Source organism: Sphaerisporangium sp. NPDC005289 (assembly GCF_040607455.1).
Classification (GTDB): Bacteria; Actinomycetota; Actinomycetes; order Streptosporangiales; family Streptosporangiaceae; genus Sphaerisporangium; species Sphaerisporangium rhizosphaerae.
On the sequence record NZ_JBEXGS010000001.1, the window covers coordinates 413577 to 434936 of the forward strand.

Here is a 21360-nt window from a genome sequence, read left to right on the forward strand (position 1 = left end):
CCGTAAAGGGGCGCCGGATTCGCCGTCCACCGTCCCGCCGCCGCGGCGCCGATGAACAGCCCCTGTGTGCGGAAGGAGAGAGGCGCCCGAGCTACGTCGCTGTGCGTGCGGAAGGAAAGGGGTTCCCAGGGCTACGAACCCTGTGCGCGAAAGGGAAGGGGCCCAGGGCCACCAACCCCCGCGCACGGAAAGAGAGCAACCCCACGGCCACCAACCCCCGTGCGCGGAAAGAGAGGGGCCCAAGCCCACCAACCCCCGCGCACGGAAAGAGAGGGACCCCACGGCCACCAACCCCTGTGCGCGGGGAAGAGTGGGACCCGGATCAGGGCCTTGGGCTTGTTCGGGTGGTGGGTGGGCGGGCGGGTTGCCGTGGTGCTGCGCGGGACTGGGTGCGGCGGTAGTGGGAGGGGGAGACGCCGTAGCGGTCGAGGAATGCTTGGCGGAGGGACTCAGCGGTGCCCAGGCCACAGCGACCGGCCACGGCGGCCATGGGCAGGGTGGTGGAGGTCAGCAGGTGGGCAGCGGCCTCGACGCGGGCCTGCCGCACGAACCTGCCCGGCGGCTGCCCCAGGTGCCGCAGGAACAGCCGGGTCAGATGACGCTCGCTCACGCCCGCGTGGGCGGCGAGCGTCGCGACGGCCAGGTCGGCGGAAAGGTGGGCGGTGATGTGGTCGACCACCTTTCTGACCAGGCCGTCGGAGGGGGGCGGCGGGGCGGTGAACACGCTCATCTGCGCCTGGTTGCCCGGGCGTTGCAGGTAGGTGACGAGCTGCCGGGCCACGACGCGCGCCAACTCGGGGCCGTTGTCCTCCTCGATGAGGGCGAGCGTCAGGTCCAGGGCGCTGGTCACGCCGGCGGAGGTGTAGACGTTGCCGTCCCGGATGAAGATGGGATCGGCGTCCACGCGGACCTCCGGATGGGCGGCGGCCAGCTCGGCCGCCCAGCGCCAGTGGGTCGTGGTCCGGCGGCCGTCCAGGAGCCCGGCGGCGGCCAGGATCCACGTTCCGGTGCACACCGACGCCACCCGCCGGCTCTCCGCCGCGAGCCGCCGGACGTGCCCGAGGATCAGCCGGTTGCCCGCGGCGTCCTGGCTGCCGCTCCCGCCGGACACGAGCAGCGTGTCGATCGGGCCGGTGATCCGTTCGAGTATCTCGCCTGGCTGCAGCGTCACGGTCGGGCCGCAGTCGATGGGCCGCGCGCCCGGGGTGGCCAGGCGGACCTTGTAGTAGGGGGCCGCGCCGTACCAGTTGGCGCATTCGAGGGCCGCCACGACGCAGGCGATGTCGAGCAACTCGGCGGCGTCGTAGCCGACGATCACGAAGTCTCGCGCGTCCATCCCCCGACTGTAGGCCGGAAGGACCGGATGCCCAAGATTCCGGACCTCACTGCCGGCGTTCCTTGGGCGCCGCGCGCCCGGCTCACATAGTCGGACCATGACGCAGACAACGACGACATCGACCTCCGCGGACGCGCGCGGCGGATGGCTCCGGTTCACCCTTCACTACGTCGAGATGATCATCGCGATGGCCGCCGGAATGGCCGTCCTGGGGTTCCTGCGGTCAGCGGCGGGTCTGGACGTCTCCCACACTCGGCACCCCGACGTCGGCTACCTGCTGATGGCCTTCGACATGTCCGTCGGCATGGCCGTGTGGATGCGGGTGCGCCGCCACTCCTGGCGGCACACGCTGGAGATGTGCGCGGCGATGTTCGCCCCGGCCGTCCCGCTGTTCCCGCTGCTCTGGCTGGGCGTGATCGACGGCGGCGCCCTCATGGTGCTCGCGCACCTGGCCATGCTCCCGTTGATGCTCGGCGTGATGCTCCTGCACCGCTCCGCGCACACCTGAGACTCCCGGCGGACGCGGCAGGCGGAGCCGACACGGTGTTGGTCAGCGGAGCGTACGCGCAGGCGGGGCGGCGGGGCGTGCGGGGTGGACGCGCAGGCGGGGGTGCGGGGCCCCGTCCGGCGGGCACTGTCGGACGGGGGTCCCGTCCGGCGGATCGACCGCCGGACGGGCCCGCGGCGCGTCAGCGTCAGCGTCAGCGCAGGGCGCGGTTGACGGCGCTGAGGATGGCCTTGAGGGAGGCGGTGACGGTGTTGCCGTCGACGCCGACGCCCCACAGGACGCGGTCGCCCATCTGGCACTCGACGTAGGCGGCGGCCCGGGCGTCGGAGCCCGCGCTCATCGCGTGCTCGGTGTAGTCCAGGACGCGGACCTCGACCCCGATGCGGCCGAGGGCGTCGACGAAGGCGGAGATGGGGCCGTTGCCGACGCCCTCCACCTCGCGGATCTCGTCGCCGACGCGGATGTCGGCGCTGATGGCGTCCTTCTCGTCGACCTGGGAGACGTTGCGGTGGGCGAGCAGCCCGTAGCGCCCCCACGGCTTGGTGGCGTTGGGCAGGAACTCGTCGCTGAAGACCTCCCACATCTGCGCCGGGGTGACCTCGCCGCCCTCGTCGTCGGTGTGGGACTGGATGACGCCGGAGAACTCGATCTGCAGGCGGCGCGGCAGGTCGAAGCCGTGCTCGGCCTTCATGATGTAGGCGACGCCGCCCTTGCCGGACTGGCTGTTGACCCGGATGACCGCCTCGTAGGACCGGCCGACGTCCTTGGGGTCGATCGGCAGGTAGGGCACGGCCCAGGCGAAGTCGTCGACCGGAACCCCTGCGGCGACGGCGTCGCGCTCGAGGGCCTCCAGGCCCTTCTTGATGGCGTCCTGGTGGGAGCCGGAGAAGGCCGTGTAGACCAGCTCGCCGCCGTAGGGGTGGCGGGGGTGGACCGGGAGCTGGTTGCAATACTCGACGACGCGGCGGATCTCGTCGATGTCGCCGAAGTCGATCTGCGGGTCGATGCCCTGGGAGAACAGGTTCAGGCCCAGGGTGACCAGGCAGACGTTGCCGGTGCGCTCGCCGTTGCCGAACAGACAGCCCTCGATGCGGTCGGCGCCGGCCTGGTAGCCCAGCTCGGCGGCGGCGACGGCCGTGCCGCGGTCGTTGTGCGGGTGCAGGGACAGGACGATCGAGTCGCGGTGGGCCAGGTTGCGGTGCATCCACTCGATCTGGTCGGCGTAGACGTTGGGGGTGGCCATCTCGACGGTGGCCGGCAGGTTGATGATGACCTTGCGGTCGGGAGTGGGCTGCCAGACGTCGTTGACCGCGTCGCAGACCTCCTTGGCGTACTCCAGCTCGGTGCCGGTGAAGGACTCCGGCGAGTACTGGAAGTAGATCTCGGTGTCGCCCATGGTCTCGGCGAGCTTCTTGCACAGCTTGGCGCCCTCGACGGCGATGGCCGTGATGCCGTCCTTGTCCTGGCCGAACACGACGCGACGCTGCAGCGTGGAAGTGGAGTTGTACAGGTGGACGATGGCCTGCTTGGCGCCGTGCAGCGACTCGAAGGTGCGCTCGATCAGCTCGGGACGGGCCTGGGTCAGCACCTGGATGACCACGTCGTCGGGGACGCGGCCCTCCTCGATGATCTGCCGGACGAAGTCGAAGTCGGTCTGCGAGGCCGCGGGGAACCCGACCTCGATCTCCTTGTAGCCCATGCGCACCAGCAGGTCGAACATCTGCAGCTTGCGGTGGGAGTCCATCGGGTCGATCAGCGCCTGATTACCGTCGCGCAGGTCGACCGCGCACCATTGGGGGGCCCGGTCGATGACCTTGTCGGGCCAGGTGCGGTCGGTGAGGCGTACGGGCGTGAAGGACTGGTAGCGCTTGACGGGCATGGCGCTGGACTGCTGCTGGGGATACATGCGTGCTCCTGGTCGTGTCGGAACCGGGGCGGCACACGTCAGGACACAACGCCTGAACTGGTCTGAAACCTCAGAAAGTGGTCGCCACCGGGGTTAACCCTCATAGCGGCCGACGCGCATGGCTCGCTCCGCGGCGAGGGAGCCGGCCTCTTACAGGCCCTCGCCGCGGCAGCTAAGAAGCAGCCCGCGCAGCATACGAACGACGGTAGCAGACCCCGCCCCATCCCCGTAACGCGATCACCCGATCAGGGGCCCCAGGGGATCGCAGCGCTCTCTCATCTCAGAGAGAGCTCGTCAAGTCGCCCACATCCCTTCCCAGCGTTGCCGTCACACGCGCCAGAAGCCCCACCTGATTCTCCGGTGGGGCTTCTGACTTACTGCGCCGATCATGCCGAGATGGGGCAGCGGAAAAACCTGGACGGCGTCAGCCTGATGCCCCTTGGGCAACCTCGCCGGCTTCGTTCAGGAGACGTTCCACTTCAGCTTTCCACTCGTCCCCGCGGCCTTCATCGACCCACAGGCCATAAGCCTCGGAATCCTCTTGCAACACCCTGGAAAGAGCCGAAACGACCAGCGAGAAGAAGGAGGACGGAATCTCGGGGACCGCATCCAACAGTTCTACCGATTCGAGGACACCGTCTCTTCCCTTGAACTTCGCCAAAGCAATAGCCGAAGCAGCTACCGCCGGCTCGCCCAAGTCCCGATCAAGATAGTCCCCGGGCTCGACTTCAGTCGCGGACGACAACGCCTCACGCAGCGCGTCGATCACCTCGCCCTCATCGCGTCCTCGCAGCTCATCGAGCAGATCCATCGCTGAGTCGTTCTCGAATGGCCCTACGCCTGAAGCGCTCATACCGTCCGCTTACCCCCACTGATCCAGAAAATCACGCGCAGCTTGCAAGTATTCTTGGCGTCGCGGGTTATCGAGACGGATCGCCCTTTGAGCAGCCAAGATCGGCGTGTACCGATTCTCGACCATCTCCTCCAGGCCTCGCCTCGCAGCGCGATTATCCGTCTGGTAGAGGACCACGCCTGTCAGGCCAGGATAGTCCCGTCCGTGTGTGGCGAGACGAGACCGCAGATTCGTGGCCATACCCGTTCGCATCACTGTTCCGTTCTCCGACACCAACGCGTAGATGCCGCCCCTGGCATTGGAATCACCGATGGCCTGGTGCGATGAGCTGAGAAGGCCCACCGTCGGACATCCACCGGAATTGTGCACAAGTACCGGCGTGACCCCCGCCAGCACATAGTACGTGTGAGTGTTGGCGATGGTGAGGTCGTGGACGGTGGGGTGGGTCGGCAGGGGGGTGGCGGCGACGACGGCCAGAGCCTTGCCGGTGGGGGTTCTGAGGTGGTCGGCGGGGGTGAGGTCTTCGGCGCGGGTCCAGGTTTGGTGCTTTGTGTCCCAGAACAGGTGGTGTTCGGTGGCGAGGATGACGGCGGTGTGGTCGCCCTTCTTGCCGTCGGTGTCGACGGTGATCTGGACGAGGGCGAGGTAGGCGACGCCGGAGAAGGCGGCCAGGACGGGCTGGGGGGCCGTCTTGCCGGTCAGCGGGTCGGTGGCCAGGACCTTCTCGCCGGGCTTGATCTTCTCGATGGCCTTGGCGGAGCCGTCGGCGAGCTTGACCATGGTGCCGGCGACGAAGCTGTTGCAACCCCGCGGGGAGCCTGAGCCGGCGCGCGGCTTTCCTCCCGCCTTGGCCGCCGCTTTGGCCGCCGCCCCCTCGGCGTCCTCCGCGCCGGCGCTCCCTAGCTTGCCCAGGGCGGCTCTGGCCTTGCCGGCCGCCTTGCCGACCGCTCCGGCGACGATCTTGCCCGCCGCGGTGGTGGCCAGCTTGCCCAGGGCCGCCGAGGCGGCCTTGCCCGCGAAGCCGCCGGCCGCTCCGCTGATGGCGCCGACGGCCGCGGCCTTGAAGGCGCCGCCCGCGCTCCACTGGTCCCGGGGGGTCGAGACCAGGTAGCCGGCCAGGTTTCCCGCGGCTCCGCCCGCGGCCGCGCAGCCGACGCTCCCGACCCCGCCCGTGGCGACCTCGCAGCCGACGGTGACGACGACCGTGACGGCGACGTTGACGATCGTGGCCTTGTGCTGGTCCCAGAAGTTCTTCGCCTTGCAGCCGAAGCTGAAGGTGCCGCAGTGGCGCGGGGCACTCGGTGCCGGCGGCGGCGGACCGCCGCTATCCCTCTTGCCACCGCCACCGCCGCAGTTCTTCCCGGCGTAGTAGCAGTCCTGGTTTCCGGTCAGCGGGCCGTCGAGGCCGGTGGGGTCGCTGATCGTGACGGGGTTGTTGCCCGCGTAGGCGTAACCGTTCCAGCTCTGCGGGTCGCCGTTGTCGAAGACCGGGTCGACGGAGATGAACCGGCCGGTCTCGGCGTCGTACTCGCGGGCGCCGAGGTGGGTGAGGTCGGTGGCCTCGTCGATGATGCCGCTGACGAAGCCCCGCTGGCCGGGCCAGTACGACGGCGGCGTGCCGCGCTGCCGGCCGAAGGGGTCGAAGCGCCGGCGCGTGGGCGTCTGGGCGGCGTCGTCGGAGACCGAGACGTCGGTGGTGCCGTGGTGGTCGCCGGCGAGCCAGGTGAGGCCCTTGCCGTTGGTGCGGGCGGCGACGACCTGGCCGCCGTGGCTGTAGTAGCGGGTCGCGCTCTTGGATCCGGTGGTCCTGTCCAGCCGGATCTCGGTGTCGCCGAGGTAGAGGGTGGTCGCGGCCGGGTCGCGGCGGATCAGCCGTTCGCCGTCGGCGTCGTAGACGTAGGTGCTGACGCCCGACGGGTCGATGGACTTGGCCAGGGAGCCTTCGACGTCCCATTCGAGGGTGCGGCCGGAGCCGCGTTCGGTGGTGTTGCCGGCGGCGTCGTAGGCGTAGGCGTCGCTCTGGCCGTCGCGTTCCCCGCCCTGGTAGGCGACCGAGGTCAGGGTGTGCGGCCGGGGCTTGCCGGGCCCGGCGTAGGTGTAGGTCTTGGTGAGGTCGCCGCCGGTCTGGTGGTCGACCTCCTTGGTGCGCTGGCCGAGCCGGTCGTAGGCGAAGGACTGCCAGTACGGGGCGGGTCCGCCGATCACGTCGGCCGACGGCGCCGCCGCGCAGTCGCCGGCCTGGGTCCAGGCCTCGGTCAGGCGCTGCAGGTGGTCCTGGATGAAGCACTGCACGTCGGGCGTCTGGCCGGACGGGGTGTCGGCGATCTTGGTGATGTTGCCGGACTCGTCGTACTTGTAGTTGGTGTCGGCCACCGAGATCGGGGAGGTCTCGCGCTCGAACAGCGACCGGGTGAGCCGGCCGGTGCCCTCCTCGTAGAAGTTGGTCTCCTTCAGCCGCTTGCCGCCGCTGGACAGTGTCAGGTCCAGCAGGTCGCCGAGCTTGGAATAGGTGCTGGCGGTGACGTACGGGGTCAGGCCGCGCGTGGTGGTGGGGTTGCCGAGCTCGTCGTAGTCGTAGAGCATCGTCTCCCCGGGCAGCCCGCCGGCCGCGGGCAGCGTCGTGCGGTGGACGGTGCCGTCGAGGTTGTAGTCGCTGGTGGCGGTGTAGGTGCCGGCCAGGGCGCCCTCGGCTGCGGGGATGGTCGTCTGGGTCTCCAGCGGCCGGTAGGCGTCGTCCAAGCGGGTGACGGCCGTGGTGTAGAGGTCCGTCGCGCCCGTGGTGACGTTCTTGACGTACCGGGTCGAGGACGTCGGCTGGCCCTTGACGACGGTGCCGTCCGGCAGAGTGTCGTACTTCCACTCGGCGAGCTTGGTTCCGCTCGCCGAGGTGCCCTCGTACTCGGCGGTCTTGCGGCCGAGGGCGTCGTAGGTGAAGGACAGGCTCTTGCCGCGGGCGTCGGTGACGCTTCGCAGCCAGTCGGTCCGGTCGTCGTAGGCCAGCGTGGAGGAGCCCTTGTCGGGGTCGTCGAGCTGGACGAGGCGGCCGAGCAGGTCGTAGTGGTAGCTCCAGGTGTTGCCCTCGGCGTCCTTGACGGTCGCGGGCTGCCCGGTCGGGGTGTAGGTGTAGCGGGTGGAGTCGTAGTCCCCGCTGGGGCCGTCTCCCTTGTACTGCCGCAACTCGACCAGTTGGCCGTCCGCGTCGGTGATCCGGGTGATCGGCGTGGACCCCTTGGGCGGGTCGACGCTCACCCGGTCGCCGCCGTAGGTGGTCGTGGTGCGCCACTGCTCGGCGCCGCGCTTGCGGAAGATCTGCGCGGTGGGCCACTCCATGCCGTTGTAGAGCGTGACGTCCTGCCCGGGGACGTCGTTGTCACTGGCCGGGGTCCACAGGGTGGTGCCGGGCGAGCCTTCGGCGTAGTACTCGTGGTTGCTCTTGCCGACCAGGCCGCGGGTGTCGTAGAGGGTGTCCTCGACGACCCGGCCGCCGCCCGGCGCGGGCTGCTGGGCCTGCCGGTGGCGCAGCAGGCCGTCGTAGAGGGCGTAGCCGGTGGTGTAGTTCGCGCCGTCGTTGCGGAGGGTCGAGGTGGACACCGAGGTCGGCCCGTCCGTGCGGATCAGATAGGCGAACCTCATGTTCGGGGTGGCCGCGTAGGAGGACCTGGCGCGGCCGGGCAGCCACACGCCGGTGAGCCGGCCCAGCGGGTCGTAGGCCAGGTCGGTGCGCTTACCGTTGACGTCGACGGTGGCCACGGGCAGGCCCCAGGCCGGCTCGAGTTCGGTCCTGGTGACGTGGCGAGCCGGGTCGGTCTCCTGCTTGACGGTGACCAGGCCCGTCGCCGGGGTGTAGGCGGTGGTCGTCGTGCCGCCGGAGGCGTCGGTGACCACCAGCGGCCGGCCGTAGACGTCGAAGGTGCTGGTGCCGACGGTGACGTACTGCGGCCCGCCGTTCCAGGAGCCGAGCTTCTCGGTCCTTGTGACGTCGCCCTTGGCGGGCGCGGCGCCGAGCGCCTTGCCGTCGTAGTACTTGCGCACGTCGGAGAGCACGTCGCCGGGCCGGTCGGGCGTCGCGCCGCACGCCTTGGCGACGGACTCGACGCGGGAGGCGTAGGAGATCAGCCAATTGGCGTCGTCGCGGGCGGTGTAGGTGGTGCGGGTGCACTGGTCGTCGCTCGCGGTGGACTCATCGCCCAGGTCGTCCACCTGGGTGGGCAGGCCGTCGGCGTTGTAGACGGTGCCGGTCGAGGTGTACCGCCAGCCGCCGGACGCCAGCGCCGTGCGGACGCGTTCCTGGTTCTCGCGCACCATGGTCGCGGTCGTCGTCCCCCAGGAGCGCACCCGCTTGGCGGTCTGCTTCACCCAGTAGCCGGTGACGGTGCCGCTCATGGCGGGGCCGCCGGGGCCGTCGTAGTGGATCTCCTCGCGGACCCGTCCCTGCAGGGCGTCGGCGTCGTCCAGCGGCGGGCCCTCGGAGGCGGTGACCTTCACGTCGCGGGTGCCGCCGCCGGGCAGCTCGTCGCCGTCCATGCCGCGGAAGTAGGTGGTCTCCGACTGCGAGAGCTGTTCGGGGGCCTCGCCGTGGGTGACACGCACCTTGCCGTAGCCGCGCCACTGCGACCAGGTCTTGTACTTCTCCTTGGTGAGGCCGTCGTCGTCATCGTGGTGCCAGGCGCCGCCGCCGAGGTACTCGTAGCTCGTCACCTCGTCGGGTGCTCCGCCGGTGCGGTCGATCGCGCGCACCTGGGTGACGACGTACTTGTGGAACCAGTCGAGTTTGGGAGTGGTGGCGCCCTCCGGCGACCAGTACTGGGGGTAGCACCGCCGGGTGTTGGTCCCGATGTCGGGCTTGTCGCTCGCGACGCAGTCCTCGTCGGAGTAGGCGATCGACAGGGAGCCGCCCGTCTCGTTGTCGATCGCCGAGACGCGCCACTTGGTCAGCGGCGGGCGTCCCTCGAGGGCGTCCACGCGGTTGGGCTTCTGGACGCCCTCGAACTGCACTGACGGCAGCGCGGCCGAGCCGCCGACCTTGCCGGTGTGCTCGATGCCGGCCAGCCACAGGGTGGGGGCGGTGCCGTCCCCCGGGGGGCGCATCTTCTGGTCCAGCATCCAGATGTCGACGTCCTTGTAGGTGCTGCCCGAGACCAGGACCTGCGTGGTCACCGAGGTCAGCCGCTTGCGCGACCAGAAGGTCGGCGAGTAGTCGTCCAGGCACTTCTCGCCGGAGTCGCACTTCTGGTCGTAGGGGACGTCCGGCCAGTACTTGGCGTTGTCCTTGGTGAACTTCGCGGCCGCGCAGTCGAAGGTCGACGTCGGGACGCATCGCTCATCGACCTTGAACGAGACCCGCGCGGGCGCCGAGGAGGAGAAGATCGCGTCGGCGCGCTGGCCGTAGTCGATGCGGCTGAGGTAGCCGCCGCGGTCGTAGGAGGTCGGGGTGCCGTTGGGCACGCCGTCGGTGAGCGTGGTGACGTCGCGCCGGTAGTAGTTGCCCTCCTTGCCGTACCAGAAGGTGCTGACCGTGCCGTGCGGGTCCACGACGTAGTCCAGGTTCCACCGCCATGCCTGGCGGCACCAGGAGTCGGAGAAGCCGCCGTCCTTGTGGCAGGGCTCGCCGTCGTCGTCGCCGTAGACCGGCACGGTCCAGGTCGAGTCGGTCTCGGTCTTGCCGGTGCTCCAGCCGGGCAGGTGGTTCAGGCCGAAGTAGTACTGCGTGCCGTCGGGGGTGGTGACCTTCCAGTGCTCGCCGTCGTTGTCGCCGTTGTCGGCGCCGGTGAGCCGCTGGACCTTGGTGCCGTCGTCGTCCTTGGGCTGCCAGGTCCCGGTCGCGTCGTCCAGGACGAGTTCGGTGGCCTGGCCGTTCAGCGACAGGGTGGCGTTGTGGTTGCCCCAGCACTGGTCGTTGCGCTTGGGCGTGACGCCGTCGTCGGCGCACGGCTTGTACCGGCGCTCGACGAAGCCGGGCCAGTAGTCGAAGCCCTCGCCGATCCAGGACGCCTGGTTGTTGGTGGCGACGGTGCGCCCGTCGATGCCGCCCGAGGAGTAGGCGAAGGCGAGGTTCGGGGTCGGCCCGCCGGGCGTCGGGGGCAGGCGCAGGGGGTAGCTCCAGGCGAACGCGCCGCTCTGCTCGCTGACGTCCCACGTCGCCGACGGCGACAGCGAGGTCGCCTCGTAGGTGCCCGCCGAGCCCGACGGCGCGGCCACCGCCGCGAGCGTCATCGCCGAGGCCGAAGAGAGGTCCACGTCGGCGGCCAGTCGGCCCGTCGTGACGTCGTTGCGGGTCGGCAGCGGCGTCCGGGTCTGGCACTCGGGGCGGTCGGGGGTGGTGGCGGCGCAGTCGGGCAGGCGTACCAGGCGCAACCGCGAACCCCAGTCGCCGCCGTAGGCGTACCGGAAGCCCGAGTAGTCGACCTCCACCGCCATGCGGGACCGGCCGGCGGGCGCGGTCTGGGGGGTCAGTCGCAGGCCCAGGCCGGTGATCTGGGACCGGGCGGCGGCCTGGGCGTCCAGCACCCGCACCTGGACGGCGGGGATCGGGCCGGCGGACGGCGTGGGCGACGGCCTCCCGCTCCCGGCGGCGGCCCCGTCGGGCTTCTCCTTGGACGTGCCGTCGGACTTGTCCGCGGACGTGCCGTCGGACCTCTGCGCGGCCGCGGCGCCGGCGGAGGCCGGTGGGCCGATCCAGACCGGAAGCGTCCCGGCGCGCACCTTGGCCGGCGCCGCCGTGGCCCGGCTCCTGTCCTGGTCCGTGGCCCGGTCCGTGGCCCGGTCCGCGGCGGTGGTCGCCCGTGCCGGGTCGGCCACCGCCGTGCCCGGCCGGGGCCAGGACACCGGCGGGGCGTCCTTGAGGTCGTAACGCGCGCCGGGGTCGGCGTGTGCGGGCCTGGCCTTGCCCTCGCGGCCGGGCACCGGTGACTGCTCCTGAGCCTGGTGCCACCCCGGGCCGCCGGACGCCCGCACGTCCGGCGCGGCGACGGCCAGCGTGGCCGGCACCACGACCGCGAGCACTCCTGCGACCCGAACCCAGCCTCGCCACTCAGCGAGCACGACTACCTCCGGAGGAACGTGGTGAACGTCGATGGACGAGCACGGGCAAGCCGCTCAGGGGGACGGGCAGGCCGCTCAGCCGTCCTCGGGCGGGCCCTGGGCGAGGTCGGCGATCTCGGCGCCGGTGAGCACTCCGGTGTAGACGCGGACGTCGTCGATGTCGCCGGTGAAGTAGTCGACGTAGGCGCCCTTGTACTTGACCCGGCCTATCTGCAGCCCGCCGCCGGCATGCCAGCCGGTCGAGGGCCGGAAGTCGGACAGGTACCCGTTGACGTAGAGCCGGATCTGCTTGGCGACCTCGTCGTACACCCCGGTCAGGTGCGTCCAGGAGTTGGTCGCCGAGCAGTCGACCGGGTCGGCGGACTTGGCGACCGTCATCTTCTCGCCGTCGGTGTCGTCGCTCGGGGTCGAGAACCCCCACCGGGGCACCTGGACGCCGTTCTCGGTGTAGACGCGGTAGCTGAGGTAGAAGGCGCTGTTCCTGCTGCCGTCCTGGCCGACGGCGGTCATGACGTGGTCGGGCATCGCGCAGGTGTCGTCGCCGTTGAGGCGCACCCGGGCCGCCACGGTGAAGCCGTGGTCGGTGCGCACGGGGGCCGAGGCGGTGGAGGCGTACGCGGTGGTGCCGTTGAGGCTCAGCACGGCCGAGCCGTCGAGGCCGTCGTCGGACCAGCCGGCGCCGCCCTTGAGCGTCGCGGTCCTGCCGTTGCCGGAGGCGTCGGCGGCCGTGGCGCCGGTCCCCTCGTCGAGGTTCCACCGGCCCGCCTCGACCGGGGGCCGCTTGGCCATGGCGGCGATCTCGTTGCCGAGGTCCAGGTCGGTGGCGGTCTGCGGGTCGTCGGACAGGATGCGGTCCCAGACGCGCACCTCGTCGAGGTCGCCGGGGAAGTACTCGGTGAGGTTGCCGTTCCACTTCACCCGCCCGATCTGCAGCGGGCCGCCGGCGTCCCACGGCGTCGCGGTGTACGCGCCGGGGACGGACTGGCGGGTGCCGTTGACGTACAGCCGGAGCTGCCTGGCCGGAGCGTCGTACACCCCGACGAGGTGGGTCCAGACGCCCAGCTGCGGCTCGGCGTCACCGACGGCCCGGGTGATCGTGGGATCGTCCCCGTCGGTGTCGTGCCTGTTGAAGATCCACCGCTTGTAGGAGGAGGAGTAGTAGAGCGAGAAACCGGAGGCGCGCAGGCCGGACTGGCTCACCACCGTGGCGTTCTTGGCGGTGGAGGTCAGGCGGGCCCACGCCGAGACGCTGAATCCCCGGTCGGTGCGCACCACGGGCCCGCTCGTCGCGCCGTAGCCGCTCGTCCCGTCGAGGTGCAGGGCTCCCCGCACCCGGCCGCCCGTCCAGCCGGCGCCGCCGCCCAGAGCCACCCCGTGCGGGGCGGTGCCCGAGTCGGCGGCCGTGGCGCCGGAGGTCTCGTCCAGGGCCCACCGCCCGACGGGGTCCGCGCCCGCGTTGACGTAGAAGGTGTAGGCGGCCGGAGTGGTGCCGACGTTGCCGGCCTTGTCCACCGGCCACACCCACAGGGTGTTCACCCAGTTGTGCCGGGGGGCGATGGACACCTGCACCGAGGTCTGCCCGGCCGGCAGGTTGACCTGGGTCGCGGCGGTGCCGGTGCTCGCGTCGTCCAGGGCGTACCGGAAGCCGCTCACGTCGGTCTCGCCGTCGCCGGGCGCGAAGGTGAAGGCGCCCGCCAGGCCGACCCCGCCCCGCCAGTCGTCGGTGGTGCCGGCCGGGTAGTCGGCCGAGGTCACCTTCGGCAACTGCTCGGGTCGCACGTTGTCGACCGTGAACTCGCACCAGGGGCTCCACGCGCTGCCGTCCGTGCCGTCGTAGGCCCGCACCTTGTAGGAGTAGGTCTCGCCGTCGGCCAGGCCGGTGAGGACGACCGAGTGGTCGGTCGCCTGCGTGGTGTAGGCGTAGGCGGTCCTGCCGCCGCCGGGCAGCGAGGCGGTGATGCTCTCCCAGGCCGCGGTCCCGGAGTTGTAGTGGTTCATCTCGAACTCGGCGCGGACGCCGTCGTTGGCCTTGTCCGGGTCGTAGATCCTCGCGATGAGCTTGATCGGGTGCTGGGGGTCGCCGCCGTTGAGGTAGGGGCGGCTCGCCCCCGTGACGCACGGCGCGGCGGGGTAGGTGCTCACTCCCGTGGGCACGGACGGCGGGGTGTTGTAGTCGATGACCAGCTTCGGCGAGGCGCTGAAGCCCTTCCAGCCCCACACGCTGCCGGCGCCGTCGTCGTAGTCCCTCAGCCCGAACGTGGTGTTCGCCCAGCCGCCCTTGGCCGCCGCGACGACCGTGCTCGTGACGTCGAACTCGATGCCCTTGTCCGGGCAGGAGGAGCTGTAGCCGGCGTCGGAGGCCACGCTGCCCAGGTGGTCCTTCCAGGACGGCTGGTGGCTCCACGTCGTGGACTTGGAGATCGAGCCGGTCAGCCACAACTGCACGACCTGGGGATCGGAGGTGCACCCCCACGACTTGTTCTGGGTGATGCGGAAGGTCCCCTTCAGGATGTGCTTGCCGTTGACGTTGTCGGAGTCCATCCGGAAGAACGACCGCTTGACCCCGCTGCCGTAGTAGCCGACCTCCGGGCTGTGGGTGGAGTCCCAGTACGACTGGGACGGGTAGGACTTGTCGACGTAGGTCCAGTGCTGCCTGCCGCCCGACCACTGCGGGTCGATGTACACCGGGTAGGTCGTGCCGGGGCCGGTCAGCAGGGCGCGGTCCGGTGTGAGGGCGACGCGGTCCGCGGCGACCTCGACGCCCATCACGGCCTGCCTGTTCTGGCGTTCCGGCCCCAGCGCGAGCGTCGGCCGCAGGGTCGCGCCCGAGGAGTCCCACATCCGCGGCGCGGGCGAGTGGAAGACCTCCGTGCCAGCGTCGGTCACGGCGCTGAGGCCGCCGCTCGCGGTCCCGCGCACCGCCAGGCCCTTCGCCCGCATCCCGAAAGCGATCTTGGCCAGACTCGGGTCGGCCGCGGCCTCCCTGTTCTTGACCACCAGGACCTCGGAGAACCCCAGCACCGACGCGGTGACCTTCAGGTCCACGCCGGGGAGCACGGAGCCGTACGTCGCGGTGTCCCCCTGGAGCACCGGCTTCGGCAACCTCCCCGGCCAGGTCATGGCGACCGAGCGGCCGTCCTGGCCGATGGAGGCCAGCGGAGCCGTCCCGCCACCGGAGAAGGCCAGGTCCAGCGGGGTCGCCGTGGTGTGCACGGTGCCGTCGGCGGCGAAGACCAAGGTCGTGTCGACCTCCGCCCAGCCTCCGCCACGGCGTACCCGCTCGGGCAGGGCCGAGGTCTCGGAGGTGAACGTGCCATCCGGGTTGGCGAACACCTGGCGGGTCTCCGTGCGCGCGGCGAGCGCCTCGACGCGCCTGCCGTCGCTGCGCGCCCGCGTCAGCGCGTCCTGCTCGGTCCAGGCGGGCGGGTCGGCGGTGGCCGCCGCCGCGGGCGCCGCGGCGTGGACGGCGCCGCCTGCCACGAACGAACCGGTCGTCAGGGACACGGCCACGGCCAGGACGATCGCGTGGGGGAAGCGGCGCATCAAGTCTCCAGACAATCGCCTTGACCGCGTTCACAGGAAGCTTTGAAAAACAACGGGTGCCGTCTCGGAGAGGCGGCGCCGAGCCGGTTATGATCGGCTGCCGAATTCGTTTCACGAATGAACGCACAGGAGACGGCCGTCCCCGGTGCGCGCATCGCCGACGGAGAGACGCCGGTGATGATCAGGCCCCCCGTCGGCCTCCGAGTGTCCTCGGGTTCCGGCGGCTGGAGAACCACCTTTCCATCTGCCTGGAAAAGCGGAGGTGGCGCGAGTGCTGAGGATCCATTTCACCAGCGAGGACCTGGCTCGCACGACGATCGCGCCGGGCCCCGACCCCTTGTGGGAGGCGCTGCTCAGCCTTTACCGGTTGCGCAACTCCGGCGGCGGGGTGTTCTTCTCGGAATGGCGCAGGCAGGTGCGGCCGAACCTTCCCGCCTCGACCCATCTGCTGTCCGACCTGGCGCCCCCGAAGGGTTACTCCGCCGATTTCATGACCCCCACCCGGCACATGACCTCCATCAGGGACGGCGTGGAGGCGGTGCGGAGCACCCCGCGCGCCCGATTACGCGACGACATCGCCGAACTGGCCCGGCGCCACCCGGGGCGTCCCTTGCGCGCGTGGATGAAGGGGCTGGCGGACGGCGCGGCCGGGGAGCTCGCCAGGGTGGCCGACGCCATCGACCGGTACTTCGAGGTCTCCCTCGGCCCGTACTGGACGCACGTCCGGGCCCAGGTCGACCACGACCGCGTCCGCAGGTCGCGCACGCTGGCCGCGGAGGGCTGGGAGTCGGTCTTCGCCACGCTGCATCCGTCGGCGCGCTGGAGCTACCCGGTGCTCGAACTGGACTTCCCCGCCGACCATGACATCCATCTGGGCGGGCGCGGGCTGCTGCTGCAACCGGCGTTCTTCTGCTGGGGACCCCCCACGACCCTGCTGGACACCAGCCTGCCGCCGCGGCTGGTGTACCCGATCGAGCATCAGCTCGGCTGGGCGGGCGGCGGCCTCGAGCCCGCGCGTGATCTCGCTCTGCCCGCACTGCTCGGGCGCACCAGGGCCGGCGTGCTGCGGGCCGTGGCCGAGGGCGAGTGCACGACCACCGAACTGGCCCTGCGCCTGCGCATGCCCCCGCCCACCGCCAGCCGCCAGGCGGCCATCCTCCGCGACGCCGGCCTGATCACCACGCGGCGCCACCACCAGGCCGTCATCCACGCTCTCACGCCGCTCGGTGTGAGCCTGCTCGCGGGCAGGCCGTCCGCGCCGTCGCCGTAAGCTCGCTGGTGACGACAGGAGGAACAGAAGATGCAGGATGGCGAGATCCTCGCGAAGATCAAGGGTCTTATCGCGGAGGAGCACGATCTGCGCTCGCGGGTGAGCACCGGAGAGGTCTCCTCCGACGAGGAGCACGGCCGGGTCCGCGAGCTTGAGGCGGCCCTGGACCAGTGCTGGGACCTGCTGCGCCAGCGCAAGGCGCGCAGGGAGTTCGGCGAGGACCCGGACTTCTCCAGCCCGCGCCCGGTCAACGAGGTGGAGAACTACCAGCAGTAGCCCGGCCGTGAGCGCGCCGCCACGGACTCATCTCGTGGCGGCCGCGCGCCGGTCCTCGGGCGCGCACGACCGGCGTGCGCACGACCGGCGTTCGTACGGCCGGCACCGAGGTCGGCAAAGAAAGCCTGGTCGTAGCCTCGGGGCTTTTTGCTCGCATTTTCGACACTAGGTCCCTTTTGCACGCTGTAATCGGACTACGGGACGACTTCGGAAGGACGATCTCAGGGACCGTGCGGCGAGGAGGCGGGCTGGTGATCTACACACGGGAAGCCCCGGCTCCGGCGAGCAAGGTGGCCCGCAAGGGCCGGCTGCTTCTCGGCTGGGCCACCTCCACCGATCACAAGGTGATCGGCAACATGTACCTCATCGCGTCGTTCGGGTTCTTCGTGCTCGCCGGGATCATGGCCATGGTCATCCGGGCCGAGCTGGCCCGGCCCGGCATGCAGTTCGTCACCAACAAGCAGTACAACGAGATGTTCACGATGCACGGCACGCTGATGCTGCTGCTGTTCGCCACTCCCCTGTTCGCCGGCTTCGCCAACGCCGTCATGCCGCTGCAGATCGGCGCGCCGGACGTGGCCTTCCCCCGGCTCAACATGTTCAGCTTCTGGCTGTTCCTGTTCGGCGGGCTGATCGTGACCGCCGGGTTCTTCACCGCGAGCGGCGCGGCGGACTTCGGCTGGACGGCCTACACGCCGCTGTCGCGCTCGACCTACTCACCCGACGTGGGCAAGGACCTGTGGGTGATGGGGCTGGTGATGTCCGGCCTCGGGACCATCCTCGGCGCGGTCAACTTCATCACCACCATCATCTGCATGCGCGCCCCCGGCATGACCATGTTCCGGATGCCGATCTTCACCTGGAACACCCTGCTGACCAGCATGCTGGTGCTGATGGCCTTCCCGGTGCTGGCCGCCGCGCTGCTGGCCCTGGAGGCCGACCGTAGTCTGGGCAGTCACATCTTCGACCCCGAGACCGGCGGCGTGCTGCTCTGGCAGCACCTGTTCTGGTTCTTCGGCCATCCCGAGGTCTACATCATCGCGCTGCCGTTCTTCGGCATCATCACCGAGGTGCTGCCGGTGTTCAGCCGCAAGCCGGTGTTCGGCTACATCGGCCTGGTCGGGGCGACCATCGCCATCGCGGGCCTGTCGATGACGGTGTGGGCGCACCACATGTTCGTCACCGGCCGCGTCCTGCTGCCGTTCTTCTCGTTCATGAGCTTCCTCATCGCGGTGCCGACCGGGGTGAAGTTCTTCAACTGGGTGGGCACGATGTGGCGCGGCCAGCTCACCTTCCCGACGCCGATGATGTTCGCCGTGGGATTCCTGGTGACGTTCCTGTTCGGCGGCCTGACCGGGGTCATCCTCGCCTCACCCCCGCTGGACTTCCAGGTGAGCGACACCTACTTCGTGGTCGCCCACTTCCACTACGTGGTCTTCGGCACGGTGGTCTTCGCGATGTTCGCCGGGTTCTACTTCTGGTGGCCGAAGTTCACCGGGAAGATGCTCAACGACACCCTCGGCAAGTGGCACTTCTGGACGCTGTTCATCGGCTTCCACACCACCTTCCTCGTGCAGCACTGGCTCGGCGCGCAGGGCATGCCGCGCCGGTACGCCGACTACGCCAGGACCGAGGGCTTCGAGGTGGGCAACATGGTCTCGTCGCTCGGCGCGTTCCTGCTGGGCGCCTCGACGCTGCCCTTCCTGTTCAACATCTGGTACACCTGGCGGCACGGCGAGAAGGTGACCACCGACGACCCGTGGGGCTTCGGCAACTCGCTGGAGTGGGCGACCTCCTGCCCGCCGCCGCGGCACAACTTCACCAGCATCCCGCCGATACGCTCCGAACGCCCGGCGTTCGACATCCACTACTCCCACCTGCCGCTGAAGATCCAGCGGGCGGGCCGATCGCAGGAGTGAGCGGCCCTCACCCGGCTCACACGGCTCACACGGCCAGGAGGCGGTGCACCTCCTCCTCGCGGAGCTCGTCGGCCGTCCCCGCGCGCACGACGTGCCCGGCGTCCAGGATGAGGAAGCGGTCGGCCAGCCGCAGCGCGAGGTCCAGGTACTGCTCCACGAGCAGCACCGCCAGCCCCGACCGGTGCAGCCCCTCGATGGCCTCCTCGATCTCCAGGATGATGGACGGCTGGATGCCCTCGGTCGGCTCGTCCAGGATCAGCAGCTTGGGCCGGGTCACCAGCGCCCGCGCCATCGCGAGCTGCTGCTGCTGGCCGCCGGACAGGAAGCCCGCCCGCTTCTTCAGCAACGGCTTCAGCCGGGGGAAGACCTCGAGGGCCTCCTCGATCGCCCCCGGGTCCCTGTGCGTGGACGCCTCCACCGTCACCATCAGGTTGCCCAGCACGCTGAGCTGCGGGAAGGTCTCGTGCCCCTGCGGGACGTAACCGAGGCCGAGCCGCACCCGCTCGTCCGGCCGCAGCCGCGTGACGTCCCGCCCCTCGAAGGTGACCGTCCCCGCGGTGGCGGGCAGCACGCCCATGACGGTGTTGAGCAGGGTGGTCTTCCCCACCCCGTTGCGGCCCATGACGCACACCAGGCGGCCGGGCTCCACCTCGAAGGACACCTCGAACAGCACCCGCGCCCTGCCGTAGCCCGCTGACAAGCCCTGTACCGACAGCATCACTTCACCTCTCCGGCGGTGGCGGCGGCCGCGCCCGTGGATCTCTCCTCGGCCCTGCCCAGATAGACCTCCTGTACACGGGGATCGGCCCTCACCTGGTCGACCGAGCCCTCGACGAGCACCTTGCCCTCGTGCAGGACGGTCACCTGGGAGGCGTACCGCCGCAGGAAGTCCATGTCGTGCTCGATCACGACCACCGTGTGGTCCCTGGCGATCTCGGTGAGCAGCTCGCCGGTGCGCAGGCGCTCATCCGCCGACATGCCGGCGACCGGCTCGTCCAGCAGCAGCAGCCGGGGCCGCTGGGCGATGAGCATGCCGATCTCCAGCCACTGCCGCTGGCCGTGCGACAGCACCCCGGCGGGGCGGTCGGCGAGCAGGTCGAGCCCGGTGGTCTCCATCGCCGCGGCCACCGCCTCGCTCACCCCGCGCCTGCGGCGGGCCAGCGACCACAGCGGCCTGCGGAACGACGCCGCCAGGTCGAGGTTCTCCACCACCGTCAGCTCCTCGAACACCACCGAGGTCTGGAAGGTGCGCCCCACGCCCGACCGGACGATCTCGTGCTCCTTGCGGCCGACCAGGTCGGCGCCCTCGAACCGCACCGAACCCGAGGCGGGCCTGGTCAGGCCGGTGATGACGTCGACCAGCGTGGTCTTGCCCGCCCCGTTCGGGCCGATGAGGAAGCGCAGCTCCCCCTGCTCGACGGTCAGGTCGACCCCGTCCAGCGCGCGGAACCCGTCGAAGACCACCGACAGCCCGCGCACCTCCAGCAGTGCCCCGCTCATGCCCTCGGCTCCGGTACCTCGATCAACGGCGTGCTGACGTCGTGTTTCGCGGCGGTCGCGCCCGGCGGGCCGCCGTCCCGCGCGGTCCGGCGCGGCAACCGGGCGGCCAGCAGGGTCCGCGCGGAGGCGGCCAGGCCGAACACGCCCTTGGGGGCCAGGCTGATCACCAGGATGAACAGCGCTCCCTGCAGGTAGAGCCAGCCGTCGGCGAACTCCTCGCTGAAGGCCGTCTTGGCGTATCCCATCAGCACCGCGCCCAGCACCGCCCCGGCCAGGGAGAACCGGCCGCCGACCGCCACGGCGACCACCAGCTCCAGCGAGGGCACCACCCCGAGCAGGGCGGGCGAGATGATGCCGACGACCGGCACGAACAGCGCCCCGGCCAGCCCCGCCATACCCGCCGACACCGCGAAGGTGACGGTCTTGACGGTGGCGGGGTTGTAGCCGAGGAACCGCACGCGGTCCTCGCCGTCCCTGACCGCGACCAGCAGCCGGCCGAACCGGCTGCGCACGAGCTGCCAGGCCAGCAGGTACAGCACGCCGAGGACCGCCGCCACCACCAGGTACAGCCCGCGCTGCGTCTGGTCGGCCGCCAGGTCCTGGCCGAACAGGTCGAAGAAGTTGGTCAGGCCGTTGGTGCCGCCGGTCAGCCCCTGCTGCCCGACCAGCAGGATCACCGTGGCGGCGGCCAGGGCCTGCGTCAGGATCGCGAAGTAGGCGCCGCGGACCCGCTGCCGGAACACCAGTGAGCCGAGCAGCACGGCCAGCAGCACCGGCCCGGCGACGGCGAAGGCGATGGCGAACAGCGGGTTCTCGAACGGCGCCCACAGCGCGGGCAGCTTCTCCACCCCGCTCCACACCATGAAGTCCGGCAGGTCGCCGCCCGCGTCGTGCAGCTTGAGGTACATGCCCATCGCGTAGCCGCCGAGCCCGAAGAACACCCCCTGGCCCAGGGTGAGCATGCCGCCCTGCCCCCAGGCCAGGCCGATGCCGAGCGCGACGATGCCGAAGCAGAGGTACTTGGCCAGCAGCCCGAGGCGGAACGGCTCCAGCAGCATCGGAGCGACCACCAGGGCCAGCACGGCGACCAGCGTGAACACCGCCGGGCCCCGGAGCCGGTCGCGCCACGACCCGCCGCGGCCGGGCGGCGCGAGCGGCACGACGTTCCGCGCGGTCGCCGTCATGTGAGCGCCCTCCGAATCCGCCGG

Annotated in this window: 12 protein-coding genes; 4 read left to right on the plus strand and 8 right to left on the minus strand. The window is 70.7% G+C overall.

Features of this window, described 5'->3' with window-relative positions; genetic code table 11:
• Positions 1–322: 322 nt before the first annotated feature.
• Positions 323–1336 carry a GlxA family transcriptional regulator gene (locus ABZT47_RS01580; protein WP_354834919.1) on the minus strand — a complete coding sequence of 338 codons (1014 nt, stop codon included), beginning with the start codon at positions 1334–1336 and terminating at the stop codon, positions 323–325.
• 97 nt (positions 1337–1433) lie between these two features.
• Here ABZT47_RS01580 and ABZT47_RS01585 point away from each other — a divergent pair, with 97 nt between their 5' ends.
• A complete protein-coding gene (locus ABZT47_RS01585; protein WP_354834921.1) occupies positions 1434–1844 on the plus strand; it encodes a hypothetical protein in 411 nt (136 codons plus the stop codon).
• Positions 1845–2037: 193 nt separating this feature from the next.
• On the opposite strand, the gene leuA is transcribed toward ABZT47_RS01585, so the two are convergent.
• The 4 genes from leuA to ABZT47_RS01605 form a co-directional block, all read right to left on the minus strand.
• The gene (gene leuA, locus ABZT47_RS01590) at positions 2038–3750 is read right to left on the minus strand and encodes a 2-isopropylmalate synthase (protein WP_354834923.1); all 1713 of its coding nucleotides are present in this window, start codon (positions 3748–3750) and stop codon (positions 2038–2040) included.
• A gap of 424 nt (positions 3751–4174) precedes the next feature.
• On the minus strand, positions 4175–4603 hold the full coding sequence (locus ABZT47_RS01595; protein WP_354834925.1) for a DUF4259 domain-containing protein: 429 nt from the start codon (positions 4601–4603) through the stop codon (positions 4175–4177).
• Positions 4604–4612: 9 nt separating this feature from the next.
• Positions 4613–11644: an RHS repeat-associated core domain-containing protein gene (locus ABZT47_RS01600; RefSeq protein WP_354834927.1), complete on the minus strand. Its 7032-nt coding sequence runs from the start codon at positions 11642–11644 to the stop codon at positions 4613–4615.
• Between the two features lie 75 nt (positions 11645–11719).
• A complete protein-coding gene (locus ABZT47_RS01605; RefSeq protein WP_354834929.1) occupies positions 11720–15187 on the minus strand; it encodes a LamG-like jellyroll fold domain-containing protein in 3468 nt (1155 codons plus the stop codon).
• A gap of 271 nt (positions 15188–15458) precedes the next feature.
• On the opposite strand from ABZT47_RS01605, the gene ABZT47_RS01610 reads away from it, so the two are divergent.
• The 3 genes from ABZT47_RS01610 to ctaD all read left to right on the plus strand — a co-directional run bounded on the left by ABZT47_RS01610 (position 15459) and on the right by ctaD (position 18652).
• Complete coding sequence (locus ABZT47_RS01610; protein ID WP_354834931.1) at positions 15459–16457, plus strand: winged helix-turn-helix domain-containing protein; 999 nt, start codon at positions 15459–15461, stop codon at positions 16455–16457.
• Between the two features lie 30 nt (positions 16458–16487).
• A complete protein-coding gene (locus ABZT47_RS01615; RefSeq protein WP_354834933.1) occupies positions 16488–16733 on the plus strand; it encodes a DUF2630 family protein in 246 nt (81 codons plus the stop codon).
• A 251-nt stretch (positions 16734–16984) separates the two neighbouring features.
• Entirely contained in the window at positions 16985–18652 is a 1668-nt protein-coding gene (gene ctaD, locus ABZT47_RS01620) for a cytochrome c oxidase subunit I (protein WP_354834935.1), read from the plus strand.
• Between the two features lie 25 nt (positions 18653–18677).
• Here the strand turns inward: ctaD and urtE are convergent, their stop codons facing one another.
• From urtE to urtC, 3 genes are read right to left on the minus strand one after another with little or no spacing between them, the layout of a single operon-like run.
• Positions 18678–19370, minus strand: coding sequence for an urea ABC transporter ATP-binding subunit UrtE (gene urtE, locus ABZT47_RS01625; RefSeq protein WP_354834937.1), 693 nt, complete (start codon positions 19368–19370; stop codon positions 18678–18680).
• On the minus strand, positions 19370–20152 hold the full coding sequence (gene urtD, locus ABZT47_RS01630) for an urea ABC transporter ATP-binding protein UrtD (RefSeq protein ID WP_354834939.1): 783 nt from the start codon (positions 20150–20152) through the stop codon (positions 19370–19372). The genes urtE and urtD overlap by 1 nt, the downstream gene beginning before the upstream one ends.
• Positions 20149–21336, minus strand: a complete 1188-nt coding sequence (gene urtC / locus ABZT47_RS01635) for an urea ABC transporter permease subunit UrtC (protein WP_354834941.1) — start codon at positions 21334–21336, stop codon at positions 20149–20151. The genes urtD and urtC overlap by 4 nt, the downstream gene beginning before the upstream one ends.
• Between the last annotated feature and the right edge of the window lie 24 nt (positions 21337–21360).

Coding starts and splice junctions, on each gene's coding strand:
- ABZT47_RS01580 (WP_354834919.1), bottom strand. CDS start 1,336: ATGGACGCGCGAGACTTCGTGATCGTCGGCTACGACGCCGCCGAGTTG.
- ABZT47_RS01585 (WP_354834921.1), top strand. CDS start 1,434: ATGACGCAGACAACGACGACATCGACCTCCGCGGACGCGCGCGGCGGA.
- leuA (WP_354834923.1), bottom strand. CDS start 3,750: ATGTATCCCCAGCAGCAGTCCAGCGCCATGCCCGTCAAGCGCTACCAG.
- ABZT47_RS01595 (WP_354834925.1), bottom strand. CDS start 4,603: ATGAGCGCTTCAGGCGTAGGGCCATTCGAGAACGACTCAGCGATGGAT.
- ABZT47_RS01605 (WP_354834929.1), bottom strand. CDS start 15,187: ATGCGCCGCTTCCCCCACGCGATCGTCCTGGCCGTGGCCGTGTCCCTG.
- ABZT47_RS01615 (WP_354834933.1), top strand. CDS start 16,488: ATGCAGGATGGCGAGATCCTCGCGAAGATCAAGGGTCTTATCGCGGAG.
- urtE (WP_354834937.1), bottom strand. CDS start 19,370: ATGCTGTCGGTACAGGGCTTGTCAGCGGGCTACGGCAGGGCGCGGGTG.
- urtD (WP_354834939.1), bottom strand. CDS start 20,152: ATGAGCGGGGCACTGCTGGAGGTGCGCGGGCTGTCGGTGGTCTTCGAC.
- urtC (WP_354834941.1), bottom strand. CDS start 21,336: ATGACGGCGACCGCGCGGAACGTCGTGCCGCTCGCGCCGCCCGGCCGC.